The organism is Pontiella agarivorans (assembly GCF_034531395.1).
In the GTDB taxonomy this organism is placed as follows: domain Bacteria; phylum Verrucomicrobiota; class Kiritimatiellia; order Kiritimatiellales; family Pontiellaceae; genus Pontiella; species Pontiella agarivorans.
The window spans coordinates 1,252,839-1,275,571 of record NZ_JARVCO010000010.1; the positions used below are offsets into that span (position 1 = coordinate 1,252,839).

Sequence of the window (22,733 nt, forward strand, 5' to 3'; positions counted from 1 at the left end):
ACATGAAAAAAACCGTACAGGAACTGTTGGAATCCCGCGTCTCAACGGGAAAATTCGATCCGTCACGCAAACTGGAGGCCGATGTGCTGCAGGAACTTGTCCGGCTCGCGACACGAGCACCGAGCGCGTTCAACCTGCAGAACTGGCACTTCATTGCCATTCAGTCCGATGAGGCCCGCGAGCTCCTGCATCCGCTCGCCTATAACCAGCCCCAGATTCTCGCCGCATCGGCCGTGTTTATCGTGTGCGGCGAACTCGACGCTCATGAACGGCTGCACGAAACCCTGCAGCCTTCTGTGGAGGCCGGTATGATCACCGATGCGATCCGGGAAACGTGGGTCGAAATGGCGAAGGCTTCGTATGGGGAAAACGAACAGGCCCGGCGCGATGAAGCCATCCGCTCCGCCTCGCTGGCGGCGATGAGCCTGATGGTTGCGGCCGAGGGCATGGGGCTGGCCAGCGGAGCGATGGGCGGTTTTGATCCGGCGGGCGTGATGGACGCCTTCGGCCTGGACCCGGCCCGGCTCCCCGTGATGTTGGTGGCCGTCGGCCATGCCGCCGAGGGGAACTGGCCGCAGAAACAGCGCCGGGCCACGGAGGAGGTCTTAGAGTTTCGCTGAGCATGGACGCTGATAAAAAAAGGACAGGATCTGCAGGACAATGCATGCCTGAAGATCCCTGCTCGCTAAATCGAAATACGAACTGAAAGGAGCGAAGAATGATATTCCCCAAGACAACAATGCGCGTTGCCCGTCCAACAGACCACCTACCGGAAATTGCAGCCATGTATGAGAAAGGCCTTGGCTTCGAGGTGTTAGCCCGGTTTGAGGATCATGAGGGTTTTGATGGCGTTATTCTGGGTATTCCCGGGGCAGCATACCATCTGGAGTTTACCCACCACCGCGGGGATTGCGTCGGAAAAGCGCCGACAGAAGACCACCTGCTTGTATTCTATATCGAGGATGCTGCCGGGTGGGCCGAGCGATGCGAGCAAATGGAGTCCTCCGGTTTTCTCCGGGTACCGTCGTTTAATCCATATTGGGATGCATGTGGCAAAACATTCGAAGACCTCGATGGTTACCGGGTCGTACTTCAAAACGACAAATGGAATCAACAGCCCTAACAGCTTAAGGCCGGCACGGTTTCCGGCCGAGGATCCAAACGTATCACTTACAAAACACTGACATTCCACCATAGGAGGCTACTGTGAAACTAACCCAACCGGAAAAAGAACTTAAAGCCGCTGTTGAGCACCTTATTCACAGCGGGTGCAACTACAATCTGAACGAGTTCGGGAATATCTACACCCCCGACTTGAAGGTCGTCATCATCGATCCGTCCAGCCAGGTGGCGATTCTAAATTACGAACAGAATTATGAATTTTTCAAAGCGAAGCGCGACTCCGGCGCAAGTCCCTTGGAAGAAACCGTGAATTTCGTCCATTTGGATATCTCAGGCGATTACGGCTACGTCGTTGTCATCCGTCACGTTGCGATGGACATCGAACGCCAAAAGGTGGTGTTTTCGCTGAATCTAAGAAAATGCGACGGGGTATGGAAAGTATTCCGCGAAACAGCGATGATCAGCGATGAGCTTTGACCGGGTCCAGCATAAGCATCGAAAATACAGTTTGAATGGAGGCTGAACATGAAATTGTCCGAAGCGTACCGCCCCCGACCCATTCGATTTCTTGATCATTGGGAAATCGGCGAATGGAGGCTAAAAGCTTACAGCATTACATATACCGAGGCTCCGCTCGATTCGATCCTCGTTAAAGCCGCCCGCCATGTGATCACGGAACGTTTAAAGAAGAGCGCATCCGGAACCAAACATTATGGAGTAGGGTTTGCGGGTATTCATCAGGGAAAAACAGGAAACTTTGTTTTTGTGGATTGGTGGGCTGATGAAAATGAGTTGAACCATCACGTCTACGTATCACGTTCCGACTGTCCTTCAGAGCTGGAATACATGACACCTACCGGTCTGGCCGCCTGCACCTGGGACCTTTATCTGATCGGCCACGAACGTCGGGCCTGGGTTGAGTTTGTTCTGATGCAGGCTTCCAACCCGGATCTGGCCGGTTACCTTATGGCTACCATGAACGCGAAAATATAGTGCATTATTTTCAATTATGTTCCCGCGCAACATCAGTTGCACGCTGTACCTGAATATAGAAAAACCAATGGAGAAAGTATGAAGATCATTGAAACTGAAGTTCATATATCGGCATCTCCCGAGCGCGTGTGGGATGTCCTCACGGATTTCGAAAAGTTCCCTGAATGGAACCCATTCATCAGAACGGTTGAGGGGAAAGTTCGTGTCGGCGCAAGGCTCACGGTTCGCATTGCAACGCCTAGCGGCAAGGAAATGACATTTAAACCGACCGTAAAATCAGCCACAGAAGAAAAAGAGTTCAGCTGGCTGGGGCACTTTCTGTTTCCCGGTTTGTTTGACGGCGAACATATTTTTATAATCAAATCCAGTGAAGCCGGTTGCGTGCTGCTTCAACAAGAAAAATTTGGCGGTCTGCTTGTTCCGCTCATGTGGAAAAGCCTTGGTCAAGACACCCGGGCCGGGTTTGAGCAAATGAATCAGGCACTCAAAGAAAGAGCAGAGAAATCCGGCATATAAATCATTCTTAACGTAAAACGCACAGGAGGTTTGATTATGATCGTGCAGAAAAAACGATTGGGAGAACTCGTACTCCGCAGCGAGGAACCGGAAGCATTGGTGAAATTCTACCATGAAGTCATCGGGCTTGAACTCTTCGCTGCGCCGGGCACCACCACCTTCCTCAAGGTGGCCGATGATTTAGAGGGTCATCCTCAACTGCTCGTGATATTCGACTCAAAACATGCCTACAGCGGGCCGCGTCACATGAAGAGCGGCCGGGCGGATTCGAGATCGGGCACGCTGCATCACTTCGCCTTTGCTCTCGAAGCAAAGGACTTCGCCCTTGAGAGGGAGCGGTTGCAGAATATGAACGTCGCACTGGCGTTCGATGAGCACCCGGCTTTCGGCTGGCGTTCGATATACATGCACGATCCCGACGGCAACTCGGTTGAACTGGTTTTCTATGACGCATCCATCCTGAACCCGGATTTAAATCGACGTGTTCTGTCAGCGATAGACCGCTGACGATCGTGCGCAATCCTATGCCGGTTGATTCAAGGAGTATCGCAATGCAGGAAAATGCCAACAGCATACGGCTCGCTCCTATGGCGAGGCTCGCCGGATTGCTGTATCTCGTGATCATTGTGTGCGGCATATTCGCCGAGGCGGGGGTTCGAATGCGCCTGATCGAGTTCGGCGATCCCACCCTGACGGCGGCCAACATCCGGGCTTCCGATATGCTGTTCAGGGCCGGCTTTGCGGCCGACACCATCATGCTCTTTTGCGATGTCGCCATCGCGATCCTTTTCTATACCCTGTTGAAATCCACGGGCAAAACCCTGGCTCTGACGGCTACCGCCTTCCGGTTAGTACAGGCCGCGATATTGGGCGCCGGTCTGCTGCACTGCCTCGGTGCTTTGCTCCTGTTGGACGAAAGCGGATATGGAAGCCTTTTTGCCGAACAGCAGTCTCAGGCGCTCGCGCTGCTTCTGCTGGATCTGCACGGACACGGTTATGATCTCGGCCTGTTGTTTTTTGCGGTCTCCAACTTCATACTCGGATACCTGCTGATCAAATCCCGCCTGTTCCCCGCGTTTCTGGGCTATGGCCTTCAAGCCGCCGCGGCCGTTTATCTTGTGGGCGGTTACATCCGTTTTCTGTTGCCGGACTTTCTGCCGTTCGTTCAGGTGTTCTACGTCATCCCGCTGATTGCCGAACTCTCGTTTGGTCTGTGGCTGTTCATCAGGGGAGTGGGGACTCCATCGGCCGAAAGCCGGCAGATCCCTGGAAGGCCTCGGTTCTGAAGACCGGCTTGGCCGAGGTCGAAACGACTACTTTTGGCTATTTCATGAGGTGGTGGCGCTGCTGTATCCGGGTTGGGCCCGCTGGCATTCGTGTCATTTGCGAATGCACCGACAAGCTGCAGGTTACTATCGGCCGCAATAACGCCCCTCCCAATACCAATGCGGGCAGGTGGGATGTCTGCGGTACAGCATGCGCAACCGCACAGTGGGCACCTCTGAAATTAAGAGCGCTTCCAATCATTGGAAAGGTAGGAATAGCTCCTTTAGCCGTCCTTGCCGCGCCGGTCGGTTGCGTAGAATATTTTATCCGTTTTTGGCCCTCTATCGCAATCGACAGACCTGATAGCGCCCGGTGAAAACCGCGTGGACTATGTGGCGTTTTTCAATATGCTCATCGGCATTATGATGCCGGCCGGTCTGATCGGTGACTGGCTGGGCTGTCTCTGCCATATTCATCTGCCGGATGTGAGCGAACCGGCATGATGGACCGTTTGACAAAATCGAATGAGTCCTTATCCTGCATCGCTCACCTTCCCGGGTTCAGCCGGGGAAAGAAAGATGTATTCAATGAAACTCTCTACGTTGGTTAAAAAAATTGCTCTCTTTATGACCGGCCTTTTTATTATGGCTGTTGCGGTCGCTTTATCGATCAAGGCGGATCTCGGGGTATCACCGATTTCGTGCGTTCCGTATGTCTACAGTTTGAAGACCTCGCTCTCCGTTGGACAATTGACGATTCTGCTGAACATCCTACTGATGGTTCTGCAGGTGATTTTGCTGCGAAGAAACTACCGTATTATTCAGCTGATTCAGCTTCCGGCGGTGATGGTCTTCGGCATGTTTATTGATCTGGCGCTGCTCCTGTTGGCGGATCTGCCGGTATCCTCTTACGGGCTGCGGGCTTTCTGGTGCATGCTCAGTTGTGCGGTGCTGGGATTCGGCGTTTTTCTGGAGGTGAAGTCCGATCTGACTTATCTGCCCGGCGAGGGGTTTGTTGCGGCGGTGGTCGAGAAGTTTGAGCACGAGTTCGGCAAAGTAAAGATCGGGGTGGACAGTGCGCTGGTTCTTGTGGGGCTTCTGAGTTCTTTTGTGCTGCTGCATCAGTTGAAAGGGATTCGTGAGGGGACGCTGGCGGCCGCTCTGCTGGTTGGGCTGTTTGTTAAGTTCTACAGCCGGAAGTTGTCGGTAGTTGATGGGTGGCTGAGCGGCGGTGTCGCGGCAGCAACCGTTCCGGTCTCTGTGCAGAGAGACGAATCCTGAGTTACCGTTTTCAGGGACGCCGTTGTGCAAAGCGGAGGGTGATGAGAACGGCGAGGGCCGCGCAGCCGGCGGCGGCGAGGAAGACGGAAGCGTAGCCGTGCGAGGTCGCCAGTATTCCGGCCAGCGGGGCGGTGATGGCATAGGAAATATCCAGAAATGCGGCATAACCTCCAATCGCGGTACCGCGCATCTGCGGCGGCACGAGTTTAACCACTTCCACACCCATGGCGGGAAAAATCAGGGAGCATCCTCCGCCGGCCAATGCGGCCCCGATCCAGGCCATTTGGCTGCTGCCGGATTTCCAGAGCAACAGCAGGCCGGTCATCTGAACCAGCAGCGAGACGACCGTGATCTGTATGCCGCCGAGTTTGTCCGGGAGGTGTCCGGCAACTATGCGCAGCAGTACAAAGGCTAAACCGAAAAAGGACAGGGCCAGTCCGGCGTGGTTCCATTGGTTTGCATGAAAGAAGAGTGAGGTGAAGGCGCCAATGACGGCAAAACCGACGCCCTGCAGCGCCAGAACCAGTCCGGGGCGCCAGATTTTACCGATGACGTTTGCGAGGGGCAGACGCGTGCCGGGGTGGGGGGCGACGGCCGGAACGCGGCGGTTGATCAGCCAGGCCAGCAGTGGAAGCAGCAGGGTGGAGAGACCTAATGAAGCAAAGCCCCAATGCTGATTAAACCAAAGGCCGATCGGGGCGCCGGCGGCCAGGGAGCCGAAAATCGCCATGCCGACCCATGACATGACTTTTCCGGACTGGCCGGGGCCGGCCAGTCCGAATCCCCAGGCGAGTGTGCCGGTGAGCAGCTGGCTTTCGCCGAAGCCGAGAATAATCCGGCCGATCAGCAGCGCTGCAAATTTCCAGTGTACGGAAACCGGAAGCAGGGCCGCTGAAAGGTAGGCCACGCCTGCCAGAGCACAGGCTGCGAGGCCCTGCATGGCGGCGCGGCGGGCGCCGTAGCGGTCGGCCAGTCCGCCGGCATAGCCGCGTGTGGCAACGGTGGAGAGGAACTGAATTCCGATCGCGAGACCGACCATCGTATTGCTGAGTCCGAGGGTGTTGTGCACAAACAGCGGAATAACCGGTAACGGCAGGCCGACGGTGAGATAGGTGATGAAAACCGCGATGGTTAATGATCGCAGGGGCTGATCCGAAGTTTGATTTTCTGGAGTGGACATATGGCGGTGTATTTCAGGGTTAAAAAATGATCTTCTGCACAAGGGGCGGTGAAAAGATCCGGTCGAAAATAGGTTCCGCCCGCAAGATGTCAAGAAATGTGCGGACTGTTCGGCTTCGAATGAAGGTGATGATCTTTGTGTAAAACACTGGTTAAAGATTGAACGCCGGCCGTAAGGAGGGACTCCATAGGGGTTTAAAAACAAGGAGAATCGCATGAATGTGTTAAAAACTGCCGGAGCTATGCTTGCCGTAACCACCCTGCTGGTTTCCTGCACAGAAGAATCAGGAGAATCAGAAATGAGCACAGAACAGACAGAAGCCAGTCTGAAAGCCCAGTTGGAGAGCCGGAAAACCGCATTCGGTGCAAAAGCCCCGGCGGATGTGAAGAAGATCTATGCCGAGGGAATTCAGGCCGTCATTGACAGCGGGATTCTGCAGCATGCAAAACAGGTTGGAGATGTTGCTCCCGATTTTGAGCTGATGAATGCGTCGGGCGAAAAGGTCAGACTGAGTGATGCGCTGAAAGAGGGGCCGGTGGTGCTGATGTGGTATCGCGGGGGATGGTGTCCGTACTGCAATCTGACGCTGCATGCCATGCAGAAAGAGCTGCCGAATTTCAAAGCCGCCGGTGCGACGCTGTTTGCGCTGACGCCGGAAGTGCCGGATAAATCCATGAGTACGGCGGAGAAAAATGAACTGGAATTTCAGGTGCTGAGCGATTTGAACAATACCGTGGCCCGCGAATACGGCGTGGTGTTCAAGCTGACCGATGAAGTGGCGGCGATTTATGAGGAAAAGTTCGGGCTGTCGGATTACAATGGAAATGAATCTGCCGAGCTGCCGCTGGCGGCGACGTATGTGATCAATCAGGATGGAAAAATTACGTATGCCTTCCTCGATGCGGATTACCGCAACCGGGCTGAACCTGCTGAAATTACTGCGGCACTGAAAAAATGAGGGTGATTCTGTTCGGGGGATTCTGATAATCTGTATGGATGATGAAGGACCCTGAACATGAAACTCTTCTGGTTACCTCTTCCCCGAGTCCGTTTCACCGTTTCGTGTGGGACAAACAGGGGAGGAGGCTGGATATTCCCGAGCATTGGGACTGTCTTAAACCGGGTGACGCCGCTGTAACCAAAACGCTGAAAAGTCTTGGCCCGAGCTGGACGGCTACGCGCAAAAAAGGCCGCAAAGTATTTTCCGATGGCGTCTGGGCTCCTGCGGAAAATATTGCGGAGGCCAAACGCCTTGTTGCGGAAAAGCGTGCGGCCCCCGATTATGCCAGAAAGCGCGAAGCCGATCTGAAACGCCGGGAAAGAAAGCAGGCCGAATATGAGGTCATGTTTTATGAAGCATTGCTGAACTGGCTGGATTTCCATCCGCGCTATCAGGCCGAAGCTGAAAAGATGGCCAAACTGATCTGTGCGCACGCTGTGCCGGTCGGCAGTGGAACCGTGGCCCGCACCGAACGCATCCCGATTGAAGACCGCGCGTCGGCCGCCGTCATCGCCTGGATGCGGCACGCCACCACCGCCTACGACAATATGCATATTCCGCTGGTTAAAGGCCGGCGCAGGGAAGTCCGGCGCGAGCTGGCGCAGCAATCCAAAAAGATTCTTTCGGCCTATCGGCAGGGACGGGATATTGACCGGGACCTCTGCCCGCTGGCGCGGGCGTTGCGTTAAGGTATGTCGTCCCGCTTTTAGATCGTCTTTCCGTTGGAACAGCTTAAACGCGGGACAATGAACCTTATATTCCCATTTATTAGGGAATGCTCGTGTTTGCATCAATGGGTGACTGTTTCCGAACGTTGGAAATTTATATTGACTGTTTGGTCAAATAAGATCTAGATTGCGCCCATGTCACGAGGAAAACCATTATCATTCGATCGCGAAGAAGTGCTTCTGAAAGCGATGGAGCTGCTTTGGCGCAAGGGCTATGAAGCGACCGGGCTGGCCGAACTGCTGGAGCATATGGGCATTCAGCGACAGAGTTTCTACAACACTTTCGGAAACAAGGAAAAACTGCTTTTCGAGGCGATCGACCTTTACAGTACTCGCCTGCACACCATGCTGCGCGAAGCTGTTGCCGGAGCGGAAACTCCGTTTGAAAAGATTGATCGTATTTTTGATTTCTGGCAGAGGACAACGGAGTGCGGCTGTTTTATAGGAAACTGCGTGGCTGAATTCGGCGCAACACATGAGCGGGTTGCGAAAGAAATGGACAGCCAGCTGAGTTCTCTTCGCGCTATCCTCAAAGATATTTTTCAGGAGGCCGTCGACGGCGGCGATCTGCCGGCTGATCGCGATACCGACGTGCTGGCCACCACGATGGTTACCTACGGGCAGGGGCTGGCATTAATGGGAAAAACTGCCCTGGGTAGGGAGCAGATGAGGGGCGTTATCGAAATTATGAAGCGCTCGCTGAAGCAGTAATTTTTTTGATCATTATTTGACTGATTAGTCAATTTAGGCGCAGCAAGGAAAAGGAGCAGTAGACATATGATCAACGCTAAAGAACTAACCGCTCCGTGCGGGCTGGCCTGCTGGGCCTGTGCCTACTACAAGGATAATATTACTGACGAGTTGGCGGGGAACGTTGCGGCGATGCTGAAGATGGATATTTCCGATGTGGCCTGTAGGGGTTGCCGTAGTGAAAAAGGGTGTAGCTTTGAAGCGCCGATGACGGATTGCCAGGGTTGTAAAATGAAAAAATGTGTGGTGGAGAAAGGCCTGCACAACTGTTCGGAGTGTGCCGAATTCCCGTGCGAAAATCTCATGCCGGTTGTGGATGGATCGGATCGGGCGCCGCATAACACCAAGATGTATAACCTGAGCCGAATCCGCCTGATCGGCCTGGAAGCATGGGCCAAAGAGGCGGCTTTGATTCAGCAGATATATTTCAACGGAAAATTTGTTTACGGACAGGCCCCGGCATTAGTGGAGCAGTAAGTCCTGAACTCATTACGACACCCCTTACCCTGCTTGAAACAGTGGTCGCTACCTTCATTGCATCCAAACTCTACCGGAAAAGAGGATTGCTTTAAAACGGAGTAGGCTTCTCTCGGCGGGCGATCTATACCTTATACAAATAGGGAATCCAAAATGTCGGTATCCAACGAATTTCTTGAATATGTACTCGATCAGTTTCGTGAATGGGGTGATGTATCGTTGCGGAAAATGTTCGGCGGTGCGGGGCTTTTTCGCGAAGGGAAAATGTTCGGGCTGGTGGCTGACGATGCGGTTTATCTGAAGGTGGATGATTCCAACCGCGAAAAGTATGAAGCCGCCGGCTCGGCCCCGTTTCATCCGTGGGAAGACCAGCCGATGATCATGTCGTACTGGGAACTCCCGGCGGATATTCTTGAAGACCGGGACGCGTTGCCGGAATGGGCGGCGGAGGCGTTTGAGATTCAACTGAAAAAGAAATGATCGAAATACGATGAGTGAACCGAACAGCAGTTATCTGATTGCAGGTGATGACGGAATCCCGCGGTGCCGGTGGGGGCATGGGCCGGATATTTACCGGAAATATCACGATGAGGAGTGGGGGCGTCCGGTGGCGGACGACACCCGGCTCTTTGAGAAGATCTGTCTGGAGGGGTTCCAGTCGGGCCTCTCCTGGCTGACTATTCTGCGTAAACGGGAAAATTTCCGCGCGGCCTTTGCCGGATTCGATTTTAACCGGATTGCGGAATTTGGTGACGCCGATGTTACGGCGCTCGTACAAAATGAGGGCATTATCCGTCACCGCGGAAAAATTGAAGCAACGATCAATAATGCCCGGCGGGCGCAGGAACTGGTGCACGAATTCGGCTCGCTGGCGCGCTATATCTGGCAGTGGGAGCCGGACTCCCGCGAGCCGCAAATCGGGGAGCAGACCGATACGCCGATTCCCAGCATCACGAAGACCTCGCAGGCATTAAGCAAGGATCTGAAAAAACGCGGCTGGAAATTTTTCGGGCCGACAACGGCTTATGCGTTTATGCAGGCCATGGGTTTGGTGAATGATCATGTGGAAGGCTGTGCCATCCGGGAGACCGTTGAGCGTGAACGCCGTGCGTTTGAGCGGCCCCGTTAGCGCGGAGGTTATCCAGCGCTTAGGGGCATCATTTGACGGGCTGGTTTTCCGGTTCAGTCCGTGGTTTCAGCAGGCTGACGCAACAGCGGGATCTGTTCGGCCATAATCTGCATCAGCGGGGTTTCAAAACACAGCCAGTCGATTTCAGGGCTTTTTCCGGGGTTTGGGAGCTGTTTCAGAAGACGCGGACCGAGTGTCTGTCCGGCCTTTGCATAGCGTCCGGAAAATACAATGCGGTCAAATCCGTCCATCGCAGCCAGCGCCATGCCGGTGCGCAGGAGAATGCGGTATTCCAGCACCTTTCTGGCCAGGGCCAGTTCCTTCTCTTCTGAAATCAGTACTTCTTCAATGGTTACCGGGCGACCCGCAAGAGCGAGCATTCCGCTTTGCCGGGACAGCATTTGATTGAGCTGTTCCGGGCCGGCCTGTTCTTTGCGGGCGAGTGTCAGCACTACTCCGGAATCAATATCTCCGCAGGAGGTCTGCCCGGGCAGGCCTTCGAGCGGGGTTGCTCCGCCGCTGACCATAACCGGTTTTCCGTTAAGCACCGCGGCCATTTCCGGCCGCGGTTCCAGGCAGATCGAAATGATTTTTTCAGGCTTGGGCTGTCCGGGATCTGCGGACGCTTCGGCGGCCTGGGTTGCGGCTTCATGAAATAATCCGTGGTAGCCGTAACGGCGAATGCCGGTGCCTTCGAGTGCATCTGCATCGATGGCATAAAGATATTCGCGGGCCGGGAGTTTTTTAAAGAATGCGGTATCGAAAAACAGCATTACCGGGCAGGACGGCAGGTGGCGATCCGCACATTTAATGAGTTCCAGAACCGCCGGAAGATGCATCGGGGCTGAGGGGATTCGGGTACGCAGTTTTTCAATGACGTCGGGCGTTGCTTCGGTATGCGTGTCAAAGCCCTGACCGCCTGCCGCCACATGAAGTCCGATGGTGATTTCCGAGAGGGAATATCCAGCTGCTTCAATCCGGGAAAGGAGTTGTTGGAATGCGGTGGAAAGGCTGATTTCGCTGCGGATTCCGGGAATGGCACCCTGCAGGGCTGCAGTCTTTTTCCCGGGCGGGAAAAAGCCGTAAGCGAGTGCGTTGATTTCGAGTTTAAGCAGTAAGCTTTTCATCTTCAGACTCCTTTTCTGGAGAGGTATTAATGGGTTGCTGCAGCAATTGGTAGGTTTCCCGCGCAATGGCCAGTTCTTCGTTGGTCTGGATGACCAGGATGTGCATCCGGCTTTCGGGGGCGGCGATATCGCAGGGCAGGGTGGTTGCCGTCCGGTTTTTTCCGGTGTCGAGCTGAAGGCCGAAGCAGGTGAGATCCCGGCAGACTTTTTCGCGGACATCGGGCACCTGTTCGCCCACGGTATCGGTGAATATCACCGCGTCGGGCTGACCGATTACCGTTAGATAGGCTCCCAGATATTTGCGGATGCGCCAGATATAAGCTGCGGCGGTGTCCCGCACGGATTCATCGGGGTCGTCGGTCGTGAGAATGTCGCGGATATCTCCGGAGGTTCCGCTGAGTCCCAAAACGCCGCTCCGCGTATTCAGCACCTTTTCGACGGCCGATTCTCCGCCCTTTTCAGAGATCAGGAGGCTGAGCGTAAGTGCCGGATCGATATCGCCGCAGCGGGTGCTCATGATGAGTCCCTGCAGGGGTGAAAAGCCCATGGTGTTGTCCACGCTACGACCGTTTTTCACGGCGCAGAGACTGGCTCCGCCGCTGCCGAGATGGCAGCTGACAACATTCAGGGTGTTCAGTGGTTTATTCAGTATGCGGGCCGCTTCCTCCACCACAAACCGGTGGCTGGTGCCATGAAAACCGTATTTGCGAAGGCCATGCCGCTCGCGGAGTTTTTCAGGAATGGCATAGGTGTAGGCTTCCTCCGGGATGGTTGCATGAAATGCAGTATCAAAGACCGCAACCTGCGGAAGGTCGGGATACTGCATGCTGCAGCTGTGCATTAAATTCAGGGTCGGCGGATTATGCAGTGGCGCGAGGTTGTTGAGGGCTTCCAGCCGCTGAACGGCTTCCGGGTTCATGCGGGTCGGCTGGGTGAACCGGGTGCCGCCGTGGACGGTCCGGTGTCCGAGTGCATCGGGTTTGAGTCCGGCCTCTTCCAGCAGGTGCATCACCTCCTTGAATGCCGCGCCGTGGTTGGGCATATCAGCATAGTGTACTTTCTGCTCACCTCCGCCGACGCGATGATAGATGCGTGATGATTCAGCCGTTGCCGGTCCGACCCGCTGGGCTTCACCCGCCGCAATTTCGGTTTCGGCGGGGAAGGCAATGAGCCGGTATTTCAGCGATGAGCTGCCGCAGTTGAAAACAAGAATGTTCATGCATCCACTCCGTTATATTTCATCTGCGGTCCAGCCGCAGACCGGTACGCCGATCAGTGCGTGCACAATGGATGCCGTGCCGTAGACAGATTGCTGGATATCGGAGCAGGCCACCTGTTCGTTTGCGGCGTGCGCATGATCTTCGTTCCCGGGGCCGTAGCCGATGGTGGGAATGTTGAAGTCGTTCACCAGTACCGCGCCAGCTGTACCCATTCCGAGTTTTCCGAGTTTCCATCGGCCGGTTCGTACTTCGCAGTCGGCTGCGGCCAATGCCTGCCGTGAACGCTCGATCAGCCGGCAGAACGGATCCGTGGTCCAGGCGTTGGAAATGCGCCGTACGGTGACCATGTGTCCGCTGTGCATACGCTGGGTCTCTTCGTGCACGGCGACGGCGGCATTAATGTCGGGCAGGGGTTTGACGGCGAGTTGAACATGCTGGTTGATTTCGTCCAGCACCGCTTCGGCCGGCATGCCTTCAACCATTCGCTGGGCCATGTGCAGGGTTCTGCGGGAGCGACCGCTTTCATCCGGCTGAATCGGGCCGATTTCGCGGATTTCGGTCCACGAAGGCTGCTGCTCCGGTTCGTCATATTCTGCAGTGATTTTCCGGGTGGCGTCGTGCAGGGTTTCCGTGGCGGAGCTGTCGATCAGGATATCCACCTCAATCCATCCGTCGTGGCCGTAATAGAGTCCGAGGCTGGTGGGTTCGCCGAGAATGGCATAGTCGGGCATCAGGCCGAGTTCCGGAAGGGTCTGTTCCAGCAGACCCCGGATGCCGACGCTTGCACCGTTTTCTTCGGCGACTGTGGCCGCCACAACCAGATTACCCCGCAGAGGGAGCAGGCTGCGTTTCAGCAGAGCGCCGGTATAAACCTGGGCGGCCAGTCCTGCTTTGCAGTCAGCCGCGCCCGTTCCATACAGTTTGCCGTCAGCAAGTTTTCCTTCAAAGGGCGATGTTTTCCACAGTTCGTTATCTTCCGGATTGACGGTGTCCATATGGCTGTTGAGCAATATGGTCGGTTTGCCTTCGTGTCCGAGCATGGTTCCGATCACGTTCCCGAAGTCGTCGCGGTAGACCTGATCGTAGCCGATATTCTGCATTTCGCGTTCGGTGCAGGCGGCCACCTCCGCTTCGTGTCCGCTGGTGCTGGGAATCTGAATCAGCCGCTGTGCAAAGTTGATTTCCCGCGCATGGAGCCCGGTATTTTTGCCTCTGAGTATTGAGTACATGATTTATCTCCTGTCTGTTGTGTTATGGGTCCCCTTATGCAGATAGTGAGCCATCGGGAGGCTGGTTTCTGTATTGACCGATGGGGCAGACGGTTGGGGGAATACAAGGAAAAGTTAAATATGAAATACTATTTCATTGTGAAATAGTATGTTTCATATAAATATACTTTTATGAAAGCAGAAGAACTACAGCTGGATGAGTTGATCCGCTTTTCCGACGGGCTGATCAGCCTGCAGGGAAGACGGCTTATTCTTCATGATATACGGGCTTTTGCGCATTTGCGCAAAGATCTGCTCGAAGGGGTCGGGCCTGTGCCCGCCCGCAAAATTATGACGCGTTTCGGGTATATTCAGGGGCAGGCCGATGCCGCTGCGATGAAACGGATTTTCGAGTGGGATAATCTCGAGGAATGGCTGCGGGCCGGGCCGGCCATGCAGTCGTTGCAGGGGCTCGCGAAGGTGACGGTCGATAAATTTGATCTCGATGAGGAGCAGGGGCGGTTCCATATGGAGGTTTCGTGGAGAGCCTCTTTTGAGGCGGCGGAATATTCGGCCGCATTTGGGGAAGCGGATGCTCCGGTCTGCTGGATTCAGACGGGATATGCCAGCGGATATGCCTCGTTCTGTCTCGGGAGAGAGGTGGTGTTCATTGAGGATCAATGTCTGGCGACCGGAAGAAAACTGTGCAGAGCGACCGGCCGCGATGTGGATTCGTGGGGTCAGAAACTCGAGTTGCACAGGGGTTATTTTCAGGAGGTGGAAATCGGCCGGGAGGTTCGTAAGCTTTCCGAGGAATTAAAACAGAGCGAACTCAGGCTGGCCCGTCAGCGGCGGCGGATGAGTCAGCTCGAAAATAAAACCAATCCCACTTTTTTCGAGGTGCACAGTACCGCGTTCGGGCAGGTGGTGGATCTGGCTGCGCGGGTGGCGCGCTATGATTCTTCGGTTGTGATTACGGGCGAGAGCGGGGTTGGGAAAGAAGTGCTGGCGCGGTATATTCACCGTAGCTCAGACCGTTCGGAAAATGCATTTGTTGCGGTAAACTGCGCGGCACTGCCGGAGACGCTGCTCGACAGTGAGCTGTTTGGACATAAGGCGGGCTCGTTTACCGGTGCGCAGCACGATCGGATCGGTTTGTTTGAGGAGGCGGACGGCGGCACGGTTTTTCTTGATGAAATTGGGGATATTCCGCTGGCCCTTCAGATGAAACTGCTGCGGGTGCTGCAGGAGCGCGAAATTATCCGGGTGGGTGAAAATCGTCCCCGAAAAGTGAATGTCCGCATTCTGGCGGCCACCAACAATAATCTGGCGGAATCGGTTCAGGCGGGTTCCTTCCGGGAAGATCTGTATTACCGGTTGCGTGTCATTGAAATTGAAATTCCTCCGCTGCGGGAACGGTCGGAGGATATTCTGCCGCTGGCCCGCTATTTTGTGAGCCGGATATCAACCCGGTTCAATAAGCCGGATCTGCATCTGGATGCCAAATGTCTGAATTATCTGCAGGCGTACCGTTGGCCGGGCAATGTCCGCGAACTGGAAAATGCGATGGAGCGGGCCGTGGTGCTGTGCAGTAAAGAGATGATTCTGCCGGAGCATCTTCCACCGTATATTCTGCATCCGGCAGCCGATGCCGGTCCTGATGCATTTTCTCCGCAGCGTACACTGGCGGAAGTGGAACAGGAACATATTCTGCGGGTGCTGGACTGGACCGGCGGCAATAAATCCCGAACTGCGAGAACGTTGGGAATCAGTCCTGCCACACTGTGGCGTAAGCTGAAAGATATTGAGAAGAAGCCCTGAGATGAGAGGAGGGCCCTATGCCGGATATTCCGAAAGAATATATAGAAAATCTGCTGGCTCCGCTACTGGCGGCGCAGATTTTTATGGGGGTTTTAATCTATGTCCTGATTGTTCGGAAACGGATTTCAGCGGATTATAAACTGCTTGTCTGTTTTCTTCTGACGTTCACAATCTTTCTGGCCGGCCGGGCTGTTCAGGAGTTTTCCGATGCCGTTACCGGCCAGAAAATTCTGCTGTTCCGGATGGCGTTGCTGTTTTCGGTGGGGGTTCCGTCGCTGCAGGTGGCTGCGGCCCGGCAGTCGGGATTTATCGGCCACTGGAAATGGGTGGTTCCTGCGTATGCAGCGGGGGCGTTGGTTGCGGTCGTTTATGTGGTTTATATGGATGCGGCAATGAGCGGATTTATTTTTACTGAGGAGATGCTTTCCGCATCTCCTGTGCCGGCGACTATTCGCACCGGACGGGGAATACTGCTCTACGGGGCATTGATCACTCTGGTGCTGCCGTCAGGATTTTTAATGGTTCGGGAATTGTCGGGCGGCCGGAACCGGACCTTGTCGGGATTTCTTTCCGGGGCATTGATTTTCGGTATTTTTATGATGGTGGGGGTTTCCGGGGATCACCGCGTTGCATTTTATTATACGGGGTCGGTGATTCCGGCCTGCTGCTGGGCGTGGTCGGTTTTTCAGGATATTCGCGATATGAAAGGCCGTGCCGCACTGCTTAAAGAAGAGCTGCAGTATCTTGTGCTATCCGGAAAAAAAGCCGATGTGCCGCGTATCGGTGAACTGCTCCGCACGCTTGAAGCGCTTTCCGAGGGCAATCTGGATCGGTATAAAATCCGGGTCCGCGAAATCCTGAGCATGCTCACGGATGTGACGATTACAGCCGGAGGAGATCCCGAAGGGCTGATTGAGCGTCACCGGGAGCAGGAGCGTGCCATTGAAGAAAGCGGAAATCCGGAAAACATCCGGGCGATTGCAGAGACAGAAGCGGCCGAGCTTTCTGCAATGATTGCGGATATTCCGGAGCAGCGGACCAATATGCTGGTGAATCGTGCGAAGGCCTATATCGGGGATCATTTCAGCGAGGGGGTCAGCGTGTCGATGGTGGCGGAGCAGCTGGGAGTCAGCCGGGCTCACTTGATGCGGGAGTTTAAAAAGGCCTCAGAGCAGACCGTAAATCAGTATATCACGACACTTCGCATGGAACGGGCCAAAGAGCTGCTGCGCGATCGGTCTGTTACGGATACGGCATTCGAAGTCGGCTATAATAATTCGAATTATTTCAGCACGGTGTTTAAAAAAACAGAAGGGCTCTCGCCGCTTGAGTTCAAAAAACTGCAGGAATTCGGATCCTGATTTTTCCCGTTTTCCTTGGAAATAAACCGAATATCACTATTTGAGAGATTTTATGGTCATCATTCCGGAGGCATGAAATCCTGAATCCATCTATTGCTGGTTCTGCGGCACATCACCGGGCGTGTGCTGCGGAGAGCGGAGTTCTCCGATAAACAGACAGGAGATGGAGTTATGATTCGAACACTGATTTTCACCTTTCTTACCGCACTGGCTTTTTCGGCAGGGGGGCGGGAGCATGCATCGTATTTTGAACCCGAAGTCATTCGTTCGACGATGAAGCGGGTGAATGCGTATGCTGTGGAGCATCCCTGGCGGGAATATGACCGCGACTGGATTCGGGCGACCCTCTATACCGGCGTGATGGAGGCCTACCATGCGACGGGTGATCCTGCCTATTTGCAGCAGGCAGAGACCTGGGCAGAGAAACACCACTATAGTCTGGGTCATGAACATTCCGGGTTCAACCGCATGTTCTGCACAATGACCTGGCTGGAACTCTATCTGCTGCAGCCTGATCCGAAAAAGATCGAGCATATTGAAGCGGGGCTGCAGAAGGAGAAGCTGTTTAAGCCTGAAATCGGAAGAATCTGGTATGGCCACGAGCCGCACCAGACAGATGCCGGCTGGGTTTATGCCGATTCACTGTACGCAGCACCTGCATTTGCCATGCTTTTTCAGGCAACGGGAAACCGGCACTATCTGGATCTGTTGCATGATGCATTCTGGAATATTACCGACAAAATTTATGATTCGGAGGATGATCTTTATTACCGGGACCCGCATTATATCGGAAAGAAATCGGCTTACGGCGAAAAGGTGCTCTGGGCGCGCGGAAACGGCTGGGTATTTGCGGGGATGGCGCGGCTGTTGAAGTATCTTCCGAAAGAGGATCCGTATTACGGGCGCTATGTTGAGCTGTACAAAAAGATGGCGGCTTCGCTGGCCGGACGGCAGGGCGATGACGGATTCTGGCGTGCGAACCTTGCCGATGACTGGCATTACCGGATGCCGGAAAGCAGCAGTACAGCCTTTTTTACGGCCGGTTTCGCCTGGGGAGTTCGGGAAGGAATTCTGGATGCGGCAACCTATCTTCCGGTGGTGATTCGCGGATGGGATGCGCTGAACAGTGCGATACATCCGGATGGTTTTATGGGATGGATTCAGCCGGTGGATGCCGCACCGCGACCGTCGCACCCGAAATCGACACAGGAATACGGGGTCGGCCTGTTTCTCTATGCCGGTGCTCAGGTATACCAATTGGTGAAAGAGGGGGTCATTACGCCCGAAGTGGTAAACGCCGGTCTTCCGGAGCAGAGCCGGCTGCTGCCTCCTGCCGCCTTTACGGATGCGTTTATCCCCGCAAACCATCCGGCGGCAAAGCAGATGAATGCTTTTCTTGCTCACCAGTCACGGAAGGAAATAAAGCCGCTTGGGTATAAACGCGAGGACTATCTTGAGGTGATCGCCGGGCAGGTGAAGGTGATGCATACTTTTCAGAATAAGGAAGGACGGATTATTGATCCGGTAGATCATATGGAGCGGTATTATTCCACTCCGTGTTATGCTCACAGTGTTGCTGCTCTGGCTGCTTCCGGTTATCCGGTCCGTGATGAGATTATTGAAAGCGGGATGAAGGCGCTGGATGTTGCGCTGGGTGATATGGCGGCTGACTCGGGGATGGGGCACAGCGATTTTTATACGTGGCCGATGGTACTCGCCGTGGAGCTTCTCGACGGAGTAGCTTCCGAAGAACGGAAAGCGGAATGGCGGCGGAAGCTGGGTGAAATCGACCACACAAAATATCATTTCTACCGGAAGCCGGTGGATCCGCTGGACCATCGCGGATTTTATAAAATCTACAATGGCCATTTTGCGATCAACTGGAATCTGGTTCATACTGCCGGAGAATGGGCGCGAACGCGTCATGGTTTCGGTGATCCGTGGTATGTGGATTACTGTCTGACCATGCAGCTGAAAAACTTTTCAAAATACGGTATGTATAACGAGGGAGGGAATCCGCTGGCCTATGACCTTTTTGCGCGGCATTACCTGAATGGCATGCTGGAAAAAGGCTACGATTCATATGTTTATTCAACCTATCGGGATATTCTGTGGCGCGGTGCGTGGACTTCGCTGCTGATGCAGTCACCGTTTGGTGAGCTGCCGACCGGGTTTCGCAGTTCGCACCATATCTGGAACGAGGCCGAGCAGGCGGTTGTTTTTGAAATATATGCCGCGGCTTATGCCAAAGCCGGAAAGAAAGCCGAGGCGGGGGCATTCAAGCGGGCCGCAAATCTTTCGCTCGCATCCGTTAAAAGCTGGATGCGGCCCGACGGCACGGGTTATGTGGTGAAAAACCGTTATCCGATCGAAGCGAAGCATGGCTATGAACGTTATTCCAAGCATTCGTGTTACAACCTGCTGACCTGTTCGATGCTGGCGCAGGCGTGGCAGTTTGCGGATGATTCAATTGAAGAACTTCCGGCTCCGGCCGATACGGGCGGTTATGTTGTTCCGGTGCTGAGGCATTTCCGGAAAATTTTTGCCAATGCTGCCGGAAATTATGTGGAATATGATATCAACGGCGATCACCAATACAATCCGACCGGACTGCTGCGTATTCACCTGAAAAACGGGCACCCGCAGCTGGGTCCTTCTGACGGAGCCGCTTCGCAGTTCAGCGGTAAGGGCGTGAATCTGGCCGTGGGGCCGTCATGGAAAAAGGCAGATGGAACATGGGAGAAACTGGCAGACTATAATGGAAAGAATCCGTGGATCGAAATTCTGGAGGAATCCGTTGATACGGTCCGTTTTAAGGTGGTCTATCCGGATGTAACCCAGACGATTACGGTCGATAGCCGCGGGGTGACGGTGGAGGATGTGGTGAAAGACTCCGATAAAATCCGGGTTTCCTTTCCTGCACTGGTCTTCGATGGAAGAGAACGCACGCTGGTTGAGCTTAAAGAGCATCAGCTCAGGTTGACGTTGAATGGTAAAGGCGTGGTTTTTTCCGTGCTTCAACCCGCCGGTCTTCAGCTGAAGCGCTCCGGTGTGGAGCTGAATCATCGAAATGGCGTGGTTGAGGAATTTTCAGCGGAAACTCCGGGGAGCCGCATTATATACCGGATTTCCGCAACGCCCGGAGCAACCCCCTAAACACAAAAAGCCCGGAATGTTGATTCCGGGCTTTAAGTTCCAAGGATTGGAAACGGGATCGGTCAGTGGTTTTCCTGCAGGATGCAGAGCATCCGGCGCAGCGGTTCGGCAGCTCCCCAGAGGAGCTGGTCGCCGACGGTGAAGATGTTCACGTATTCCGGGCCCATTTTCATTTTACGAATACGGCCGACCGGTACGGTCAGCGTTCCGCTGATGGCGGCGGGAGTCAGACGCGCGAGCGTTTCTTCCTTATTGTTCGGAACCACGTCAATCCAGTCGTTGTCACCGCGCAGAATATCTTCAATCTGCTCAACGGAAACATCCTGGTTGAGTTTGACGGTCAGCGCCTGGCTGTGCGAGCGCATCGCGCCAATACGGACGCAGGTGCCGTCGATCGGAACCAGCGGGTCGTTCTGCAGAATCTTGTTGGTTTCCACATAGCCTTTCCACTCTTCCTTGGTTTGACCGTCATCCACCGCTTTATCGATCCACGGAATCAATGAGCCGGCGAGCGGAGCGCCAAACTGTTCCGTCGGCATCGCTTCGCTGCGCAGGGCTTCGCTGACCTTGCGGTCGATGTCCAGAATGGCGGATGCCGGATTTTTGAGTTCTTCCACCGCGGCTTCAAACAAATGACCTTTCTGGGCCAGCAGTTCGCGCATGTTCTGGGCGCCGGCACCGGAGGCGGCCTGATAGGTCATGGAGGAAACCCATTCAACGAGTCCGGCTTTGAAGAGGCCGCCGATACCCATAAGCATCAGCGAAACGGTGCAGTTACCGCCGATAAAATCTTTTTTCCCGTCGGCCAGGGCCTGGTCGATGACCGGGCGGTTGACCGGATCAAGCACGATGGTGGCCTGATCGGCCATGCGCAGGGTGGAAGCGGCATCGATCCAATAGCCGTTCCAACCTTTGGAACGCAGTTCGGGGTGTACCTTTTCGGTGTAGCCGCCGCCCTGGCAGGTGATGATGGCATCCATTTCCATCAGGGCATCAAAGTCATAGGCGTCGACGAGTGTGGATTCGCCTTTCCCAACATTCGGGGCGGCCTGTCCGGCCTGGGATGTGGTGAAGAAGACCGGATCGATATGCTCAAAATCATTTTCCGCACGCATGCGTTCCATCAGCACCGAGCCGACCATGCCGCGCCATCCAATTAGTCCAGTTTTCATAGGGTTTTCTCCGTTTTCGTTCACAAAGGTGGGCACGCTATTTGATTTGCTCCGGGAACGCAAGTCGCTATTGGGCGGGGATTCGCGGTGCGGGAGGATCGTTGTTTTGGTCCATGATATTTCGCTGTGGGGGTGGCCCGGCCATCGGATGCATCGTGCCGGCCCTGTAGCCGCGATCCATGATCGCGGAGCTGCCTTCGGCGTGCTCGGGGTCGGGACCCGCCTGCTTACGCGCCGGGCGGCATTTTGATTTGTATTCCCTTCGCGAGTCGTTAGTGTTCCCGGCTGTTTAACACGCAACGTGGCGGGGATATTGATAAAATGTGGATTTGGCTGGGACTCTGTTCAATGTTGCTGCTCGGATTTTACGATCTGAGTAAAAAGCATGCGCTCACGGATAATGCGGTCCTGCCGACGCTGTTTTTTTCGAATCTTGCAGGGGCCTGCATGGTGGTTCCGATCATTCTGATTTCTCTGTGGCTTCCGGAGGCGGCTCAACGTACCGGGCTTTATGCTGCGCCGCTGACGCCGGGCGGGCACGGACTGCTGGTGCTGAAATCGATGATCGTCGGTTCGTCCTGGATCTGTGCATTTTTTGCGATGAAGCATCTGCCGATTTCGATGGTTTCACCGATCCGCGCTTCGGGGCCGCTGTGGACATTGCTCGGAGCGGTGGTGCTGTTTGGCGAAATGCCGTCACCGATGCAGTGGGTGGGGATGATTCTTATTTTTGCAGGTTATTTCGGATTTTCTGTTCTCGGCCGCGCAGAGGGGATTCATTTTCACCGCAGTCTCTGGGTGGGTCTCATTTTCGCGGCGACGCTGATCGGAACGTGCAGTACGCTGATGGATAAATGGCTGATTCAGCGAATGGATTTTGAACCGATGCAGGTGCTGGTCTGGTATTCACTCTACAATTTTATCTTTTTTACCATCGTGAATGCGGTGTTCTGGTTTCCGAAGCGGAAATCGACAACGCCGTTCCGGTGGCGCTGGACCGTTCCAATGATTGGAATACTGCTGGTGCTTTCCGACTGGGTCTATTTCATGGCCGTGGAAAATCCTGAGGCGCTCATTGTGATTCTCTCGGTGCTCCGGCGCTGCAGTGTGCTGGTGGGCTTTTTTGTCGGGGCTCTTATTTTCAAAGAAGTCAATAAGCGGAAAAAGTCCTGGGTGCTGGCCGGAATCATGGTCGGCGTGCTTTTAATTATTCTTGCGGGTTAGTAG

At 54.6% G+C, this 22,733-nt stretch carries 23 protein-coding genes; 18 read left to right on the plus strand and 5 right to left on the minus strand.

The genetic code is table 11. The features are described 5' to 3' along the window. Positions 1-2: 2 nt before the first annotated feature. The 8 genes from P9H32_RS12725 (at position 3) to P9H32_RS12760 (ending at position 5,177) form a co-directional block, all read left to right on the plus strand. Positions 3-620, plus strand: coding sequence for a nitroreductase family protein (locus P9H32_RS12725; protein ID WP_322609278.1), 618 nt, complete (start codon positions 3-5; stop codon positions 618-620). A 98-nt stretch (positions 621-718) separates the two neighbouring features. Continuing rightward, positions 719-1,123 (plus strand): VOC family protein, encoded by a 405-nt coding sequence (locus P9H32_RS12730; RefSeq protein ID WP_322609279.1) that lies wholly within the window; start codon positions 719-721, stop codon positions 1,121-1,123. Between the two features lie 83 nt (positions 1,124-1,206). After that, positions 1,207-1,599 (plus strand): nuclear transport factor 2 family protein, encoded by a 393-nt coding sequence (locus P9H32_RS12735; RefSeq protein WP_322609280.1) that lies wholly within the window; start codon positions 1,207-1,209, stop codon positions 1,597-1,599. A gap of 48 nt (positions 1,600-1,647) precedes the next feature. Beyond that, a complete protein-coding gene (locus P9H32_RS12740) occupies positions 1,648-2,115 on the plus strand; it encodes a hypothetical protein (protein WP_322609281.1) in 468 nt (155 codons plus the stop codon). A 78-nt stretch (positions 2,116-2,193) separates the two neighbouring features. Next, on the plus strand, positions 2,194-2,631 hold the full coding sequence (locus P9H32_RS12745; RefSeq protein WP_322609282.1) for an SRPBCC domain-containing protein: 438 nt from the start codon (positions 2,194-2,196) through the stop codon (positions 2,629-2,631). Positions 2,632-2,667: 36 nt separating this feature from the next. Continuing rightward, entirely contained in the window at positions 2,668-3,138 is a 471-nt protein-coding gene (locus tag P9H32_RS12750) for a VOC family protein (RefSeq protein WP_322609283.1), read from the plus strand. A 44-nt stretch (positions 3,139-3,182) separates the two neighbouring features. Then, positions 3,183-3,917, plus strand: a complete 735-nt coding sequence (locus tag P9H32_RS12755) for a DUF4386 domain-containing protein (protein ID WP_322609284.1) — start codon at positions 3,183-3,185, stop codon at positions 3,915-3,917. Positions 3,918-4,475: 558 nt separating this feature from the next. Beyond that, entirely contained in the window at positions 4,476-5,177 is a 702-nt protein-coding gene (locus P9H32_RS12760) for a YczE/YyaS/YitT family protein (RefSeq protein WP_322609285.1), read from the plus strand. A 10-nt stretch (positions 5,178-5,187) separates the two neighbouring features. Here the strand turns inward: P9H32_RS12760 and P9H32_RS12765 are convergent, their stop codons facing one another. Beyond that, a complete protein-coding gene (locus P9H32_RS12765; protein WP_322609286.1) occupies positions 5,188-6,357 on the minus strand; it encodes an MFS transporter in 1,170 nt (389 codons plus the stop codon). A 214-nt stretch (positions 6,358-6,571) separates the two neighbouring features. On the opposite strand from P9H32_RS12765, the gene P9H32_RS12770 reads away from it, so the two are divergent. The 6 genes from P9H32_RS12770 to P9H32_RS12795 all read left to right on the plus strand — a co-directional run bounded on the left by P9H32_RS12770 (position 6,572) and on the right by P9H32_RS12795 (position 10,441). Next, positions 6,572-7,315 (plus strand): peroxiredoxin-like family protein, encoded by a 744-nt coding sequence (locus P9H32_RS12770; RefSeq protein WP_322609287.1) that lies wholly within the window; start codon positions 6,572-6,574, stop codon positions 7,313-7,315. Positions 7,316-7,356: 41 nt separating this feature from the next. Further along, positions 7,357-8,046, plus strand: a complete 690-nt coding sequence (locus P9H32_RS12775) for a DUF2293 domain-containing protein (protein ID WP_431311701.1) — start codon at positions 7,357-7,359, stop codon at positions 8,044-8,046. A 174-nt stretch (positions 8,047-8,220) separates the two neighbouring features. Beyond that, complete coding sequence (locus tag P9H32_RS12780) at positions 8,221-8,796, plus strand: TetR/AcrR family transcriptional regulator (RefSeq protein ID WP_322609289.1); 576 nt, start codon at positions 8,221-8,223, stop codon at positions 8,794-8,796. A gap of 66 nt (positions 8,797-8,862) precedes the next feature. Next, on the plus strand, positions 8,863-9,312 hold the full coding sequence (locus tag P9H32_RS12785; protein ID WP_322609290.1) for a DUF3795 domain-containing protein: 450 nt from the start codon (positions 8,863-8,865) through the stop codon (positions 9,310-9,312). Between the two features lie 153 nt (positions 9,313-9,465). Then, positions 9,466-9,792 carry a TfoX/Sxy family protein gene (locus P9H32_RS12790; RefSeq protein WP_322609291.1) on the plus strand — a complete coding sequence of 109 codons (327 nt, stop codon included), beginning with the start codon at positions 9,466-9,468 and terminating at the stop codon, positions 9,790-9,792. Between the two features lie 10 nt (positions 9,793-9,802). Beyond that, positions 9,803-10,441, plus strand: coding sequence for a DNA-3-methyladenine glycosylase I (locus P9H32_RS12795; RefSeq protein WP_322609292.1), 639 nt, complete (start codon positions 9,803-9,805; stop codon positions 10,439-10,441). A 53-nt stretch (positions 10,442-10,494) separates the two neighbouring features. On the opposite strand, the gene P9H32_RS12800 is transcribed toward P9H32_RS12795, so the two are convergent. Genes P9H32_RS12800 through P9H32_RS12810 form a run of 3 tightly spaced genes read right to left on the minus strand, consistent with a single transcriptional unit; the run spans position 10,495 to position 14,017 of the window. Continuing rightward, positions 10,495-11,568: a hypothetical protein gene (locus P9H32_RS12800; RefSeq protein WP_322609293.1), complete on the minus strand. Its 1,074-nt coding sequence runs from the start codon at positions 11,566-11,568 to the stop codon at positions 10,495-10,497. Next, positions 11,549-12,787 (minus strand): acetate/propionate family kinase, encoded by a 1,239-nt coding sequence (locus tag P9H32_RS12805; RefSeq protein ID WP_322609294.1) that lies wholly within the window; start codon positions 12,785-12,787, stop codon positions 11,549-11,551. The genes P9H32_RS12800 and P9H32_RS12805 overlap by 20 nt, the downstream gene beginning before the upstream one ends. Before the next feature lie 12 nt (positions 12,788-12,799). Continuing rightward, positions 12,800-14,017 carry a M20/M25/M40 family metallo-hydrolase gene (locus P9H32_RS12810; protein ID WP_322609295.1) on the minus strand — a complete coding sequence of 406 codons (1,218 nt, stop codon included), beginning with the start codon at positions 14,015-14,017 and terminating at the stop codon, positions 12,800-12,802. A 171-nt stretch (positions 14,018-14,188) separates the two neighbouring features. Between P9H32_RS12810 and P9H32_RS12815 the strand changes: the two genes are divergently transcribed. The 3 genes from P9H32_RS12815 (at position 14,189) to P9H32_RS12825 (ending at position 20,334) form a co-directional block, all read left to right on the plus strand. Further along, positions 14,189-15,817, plus strand: coding sequence for a sigma 54-interacting transcriptional regulator (locus tag P9H32_RS12815; protein WP_322609296.1), 1,629 nt, complete (start codon positions 14,189-14,191; stop codon positions 15,815-15,817). Between the two features lie 17 nt (positions 15,818-15,834). After that, the gene (locus tag P9H32_RS12820) at positions 15,835-17,178 is read left to right on the plus strand and encodes a helix-turn-helix transcriptional regulator (protein ID WP_322609297.1); all 1,344 of its coding nucleotides are present in this window, start codon (positions 15,835-15,837) and stop codon (positions 17,176-17,178) included. 171 nt (positions 17,179-17,349) lie between these two features. Further along, a complete protein-coding gene (locus P9H32_RS12825) occupies positions 17,350-20,334 on the plus strand; it encodes a glycoside hydrolase family 88/105 protein (RefSeq protein WP_322609298.1) in 2,985 nt (994 codons plus the stop codon). 62 nt (positions 20,335-20,396) lie between these two features. On the opposite strand, the gene asd is transcribed toward P9H32_RS12825, so the two are convergent. Continuing rightward, a complete protein-coding gene (gene asd / locus P9H32_RS12830; protein ID WP_322609299.1) occupies positions 20,397-21,506 on the minus strand; it encodes an aspartate-semialdehyde dehydrogenase in 1,110 nt (369 codons plus the stop codon). Between the two features lie 321 nt (positions 21,507-21,827). Between asd and P9H32_RS12835 the strand changes: the two genes are divergently transcribed. Continuing rightward, positions 21,828-22,730, plus strand: a complete 903-nt coding sequence (locus P9H32_RS12835) for an EamA family transporter (RefSeq protein ID WP_322609300.1) — start codon at positions 21,828-21,830, stop codon at positions 22,728-22,730. Positions 22,731-22,733 lie beyond the last annotated feature (3 nt).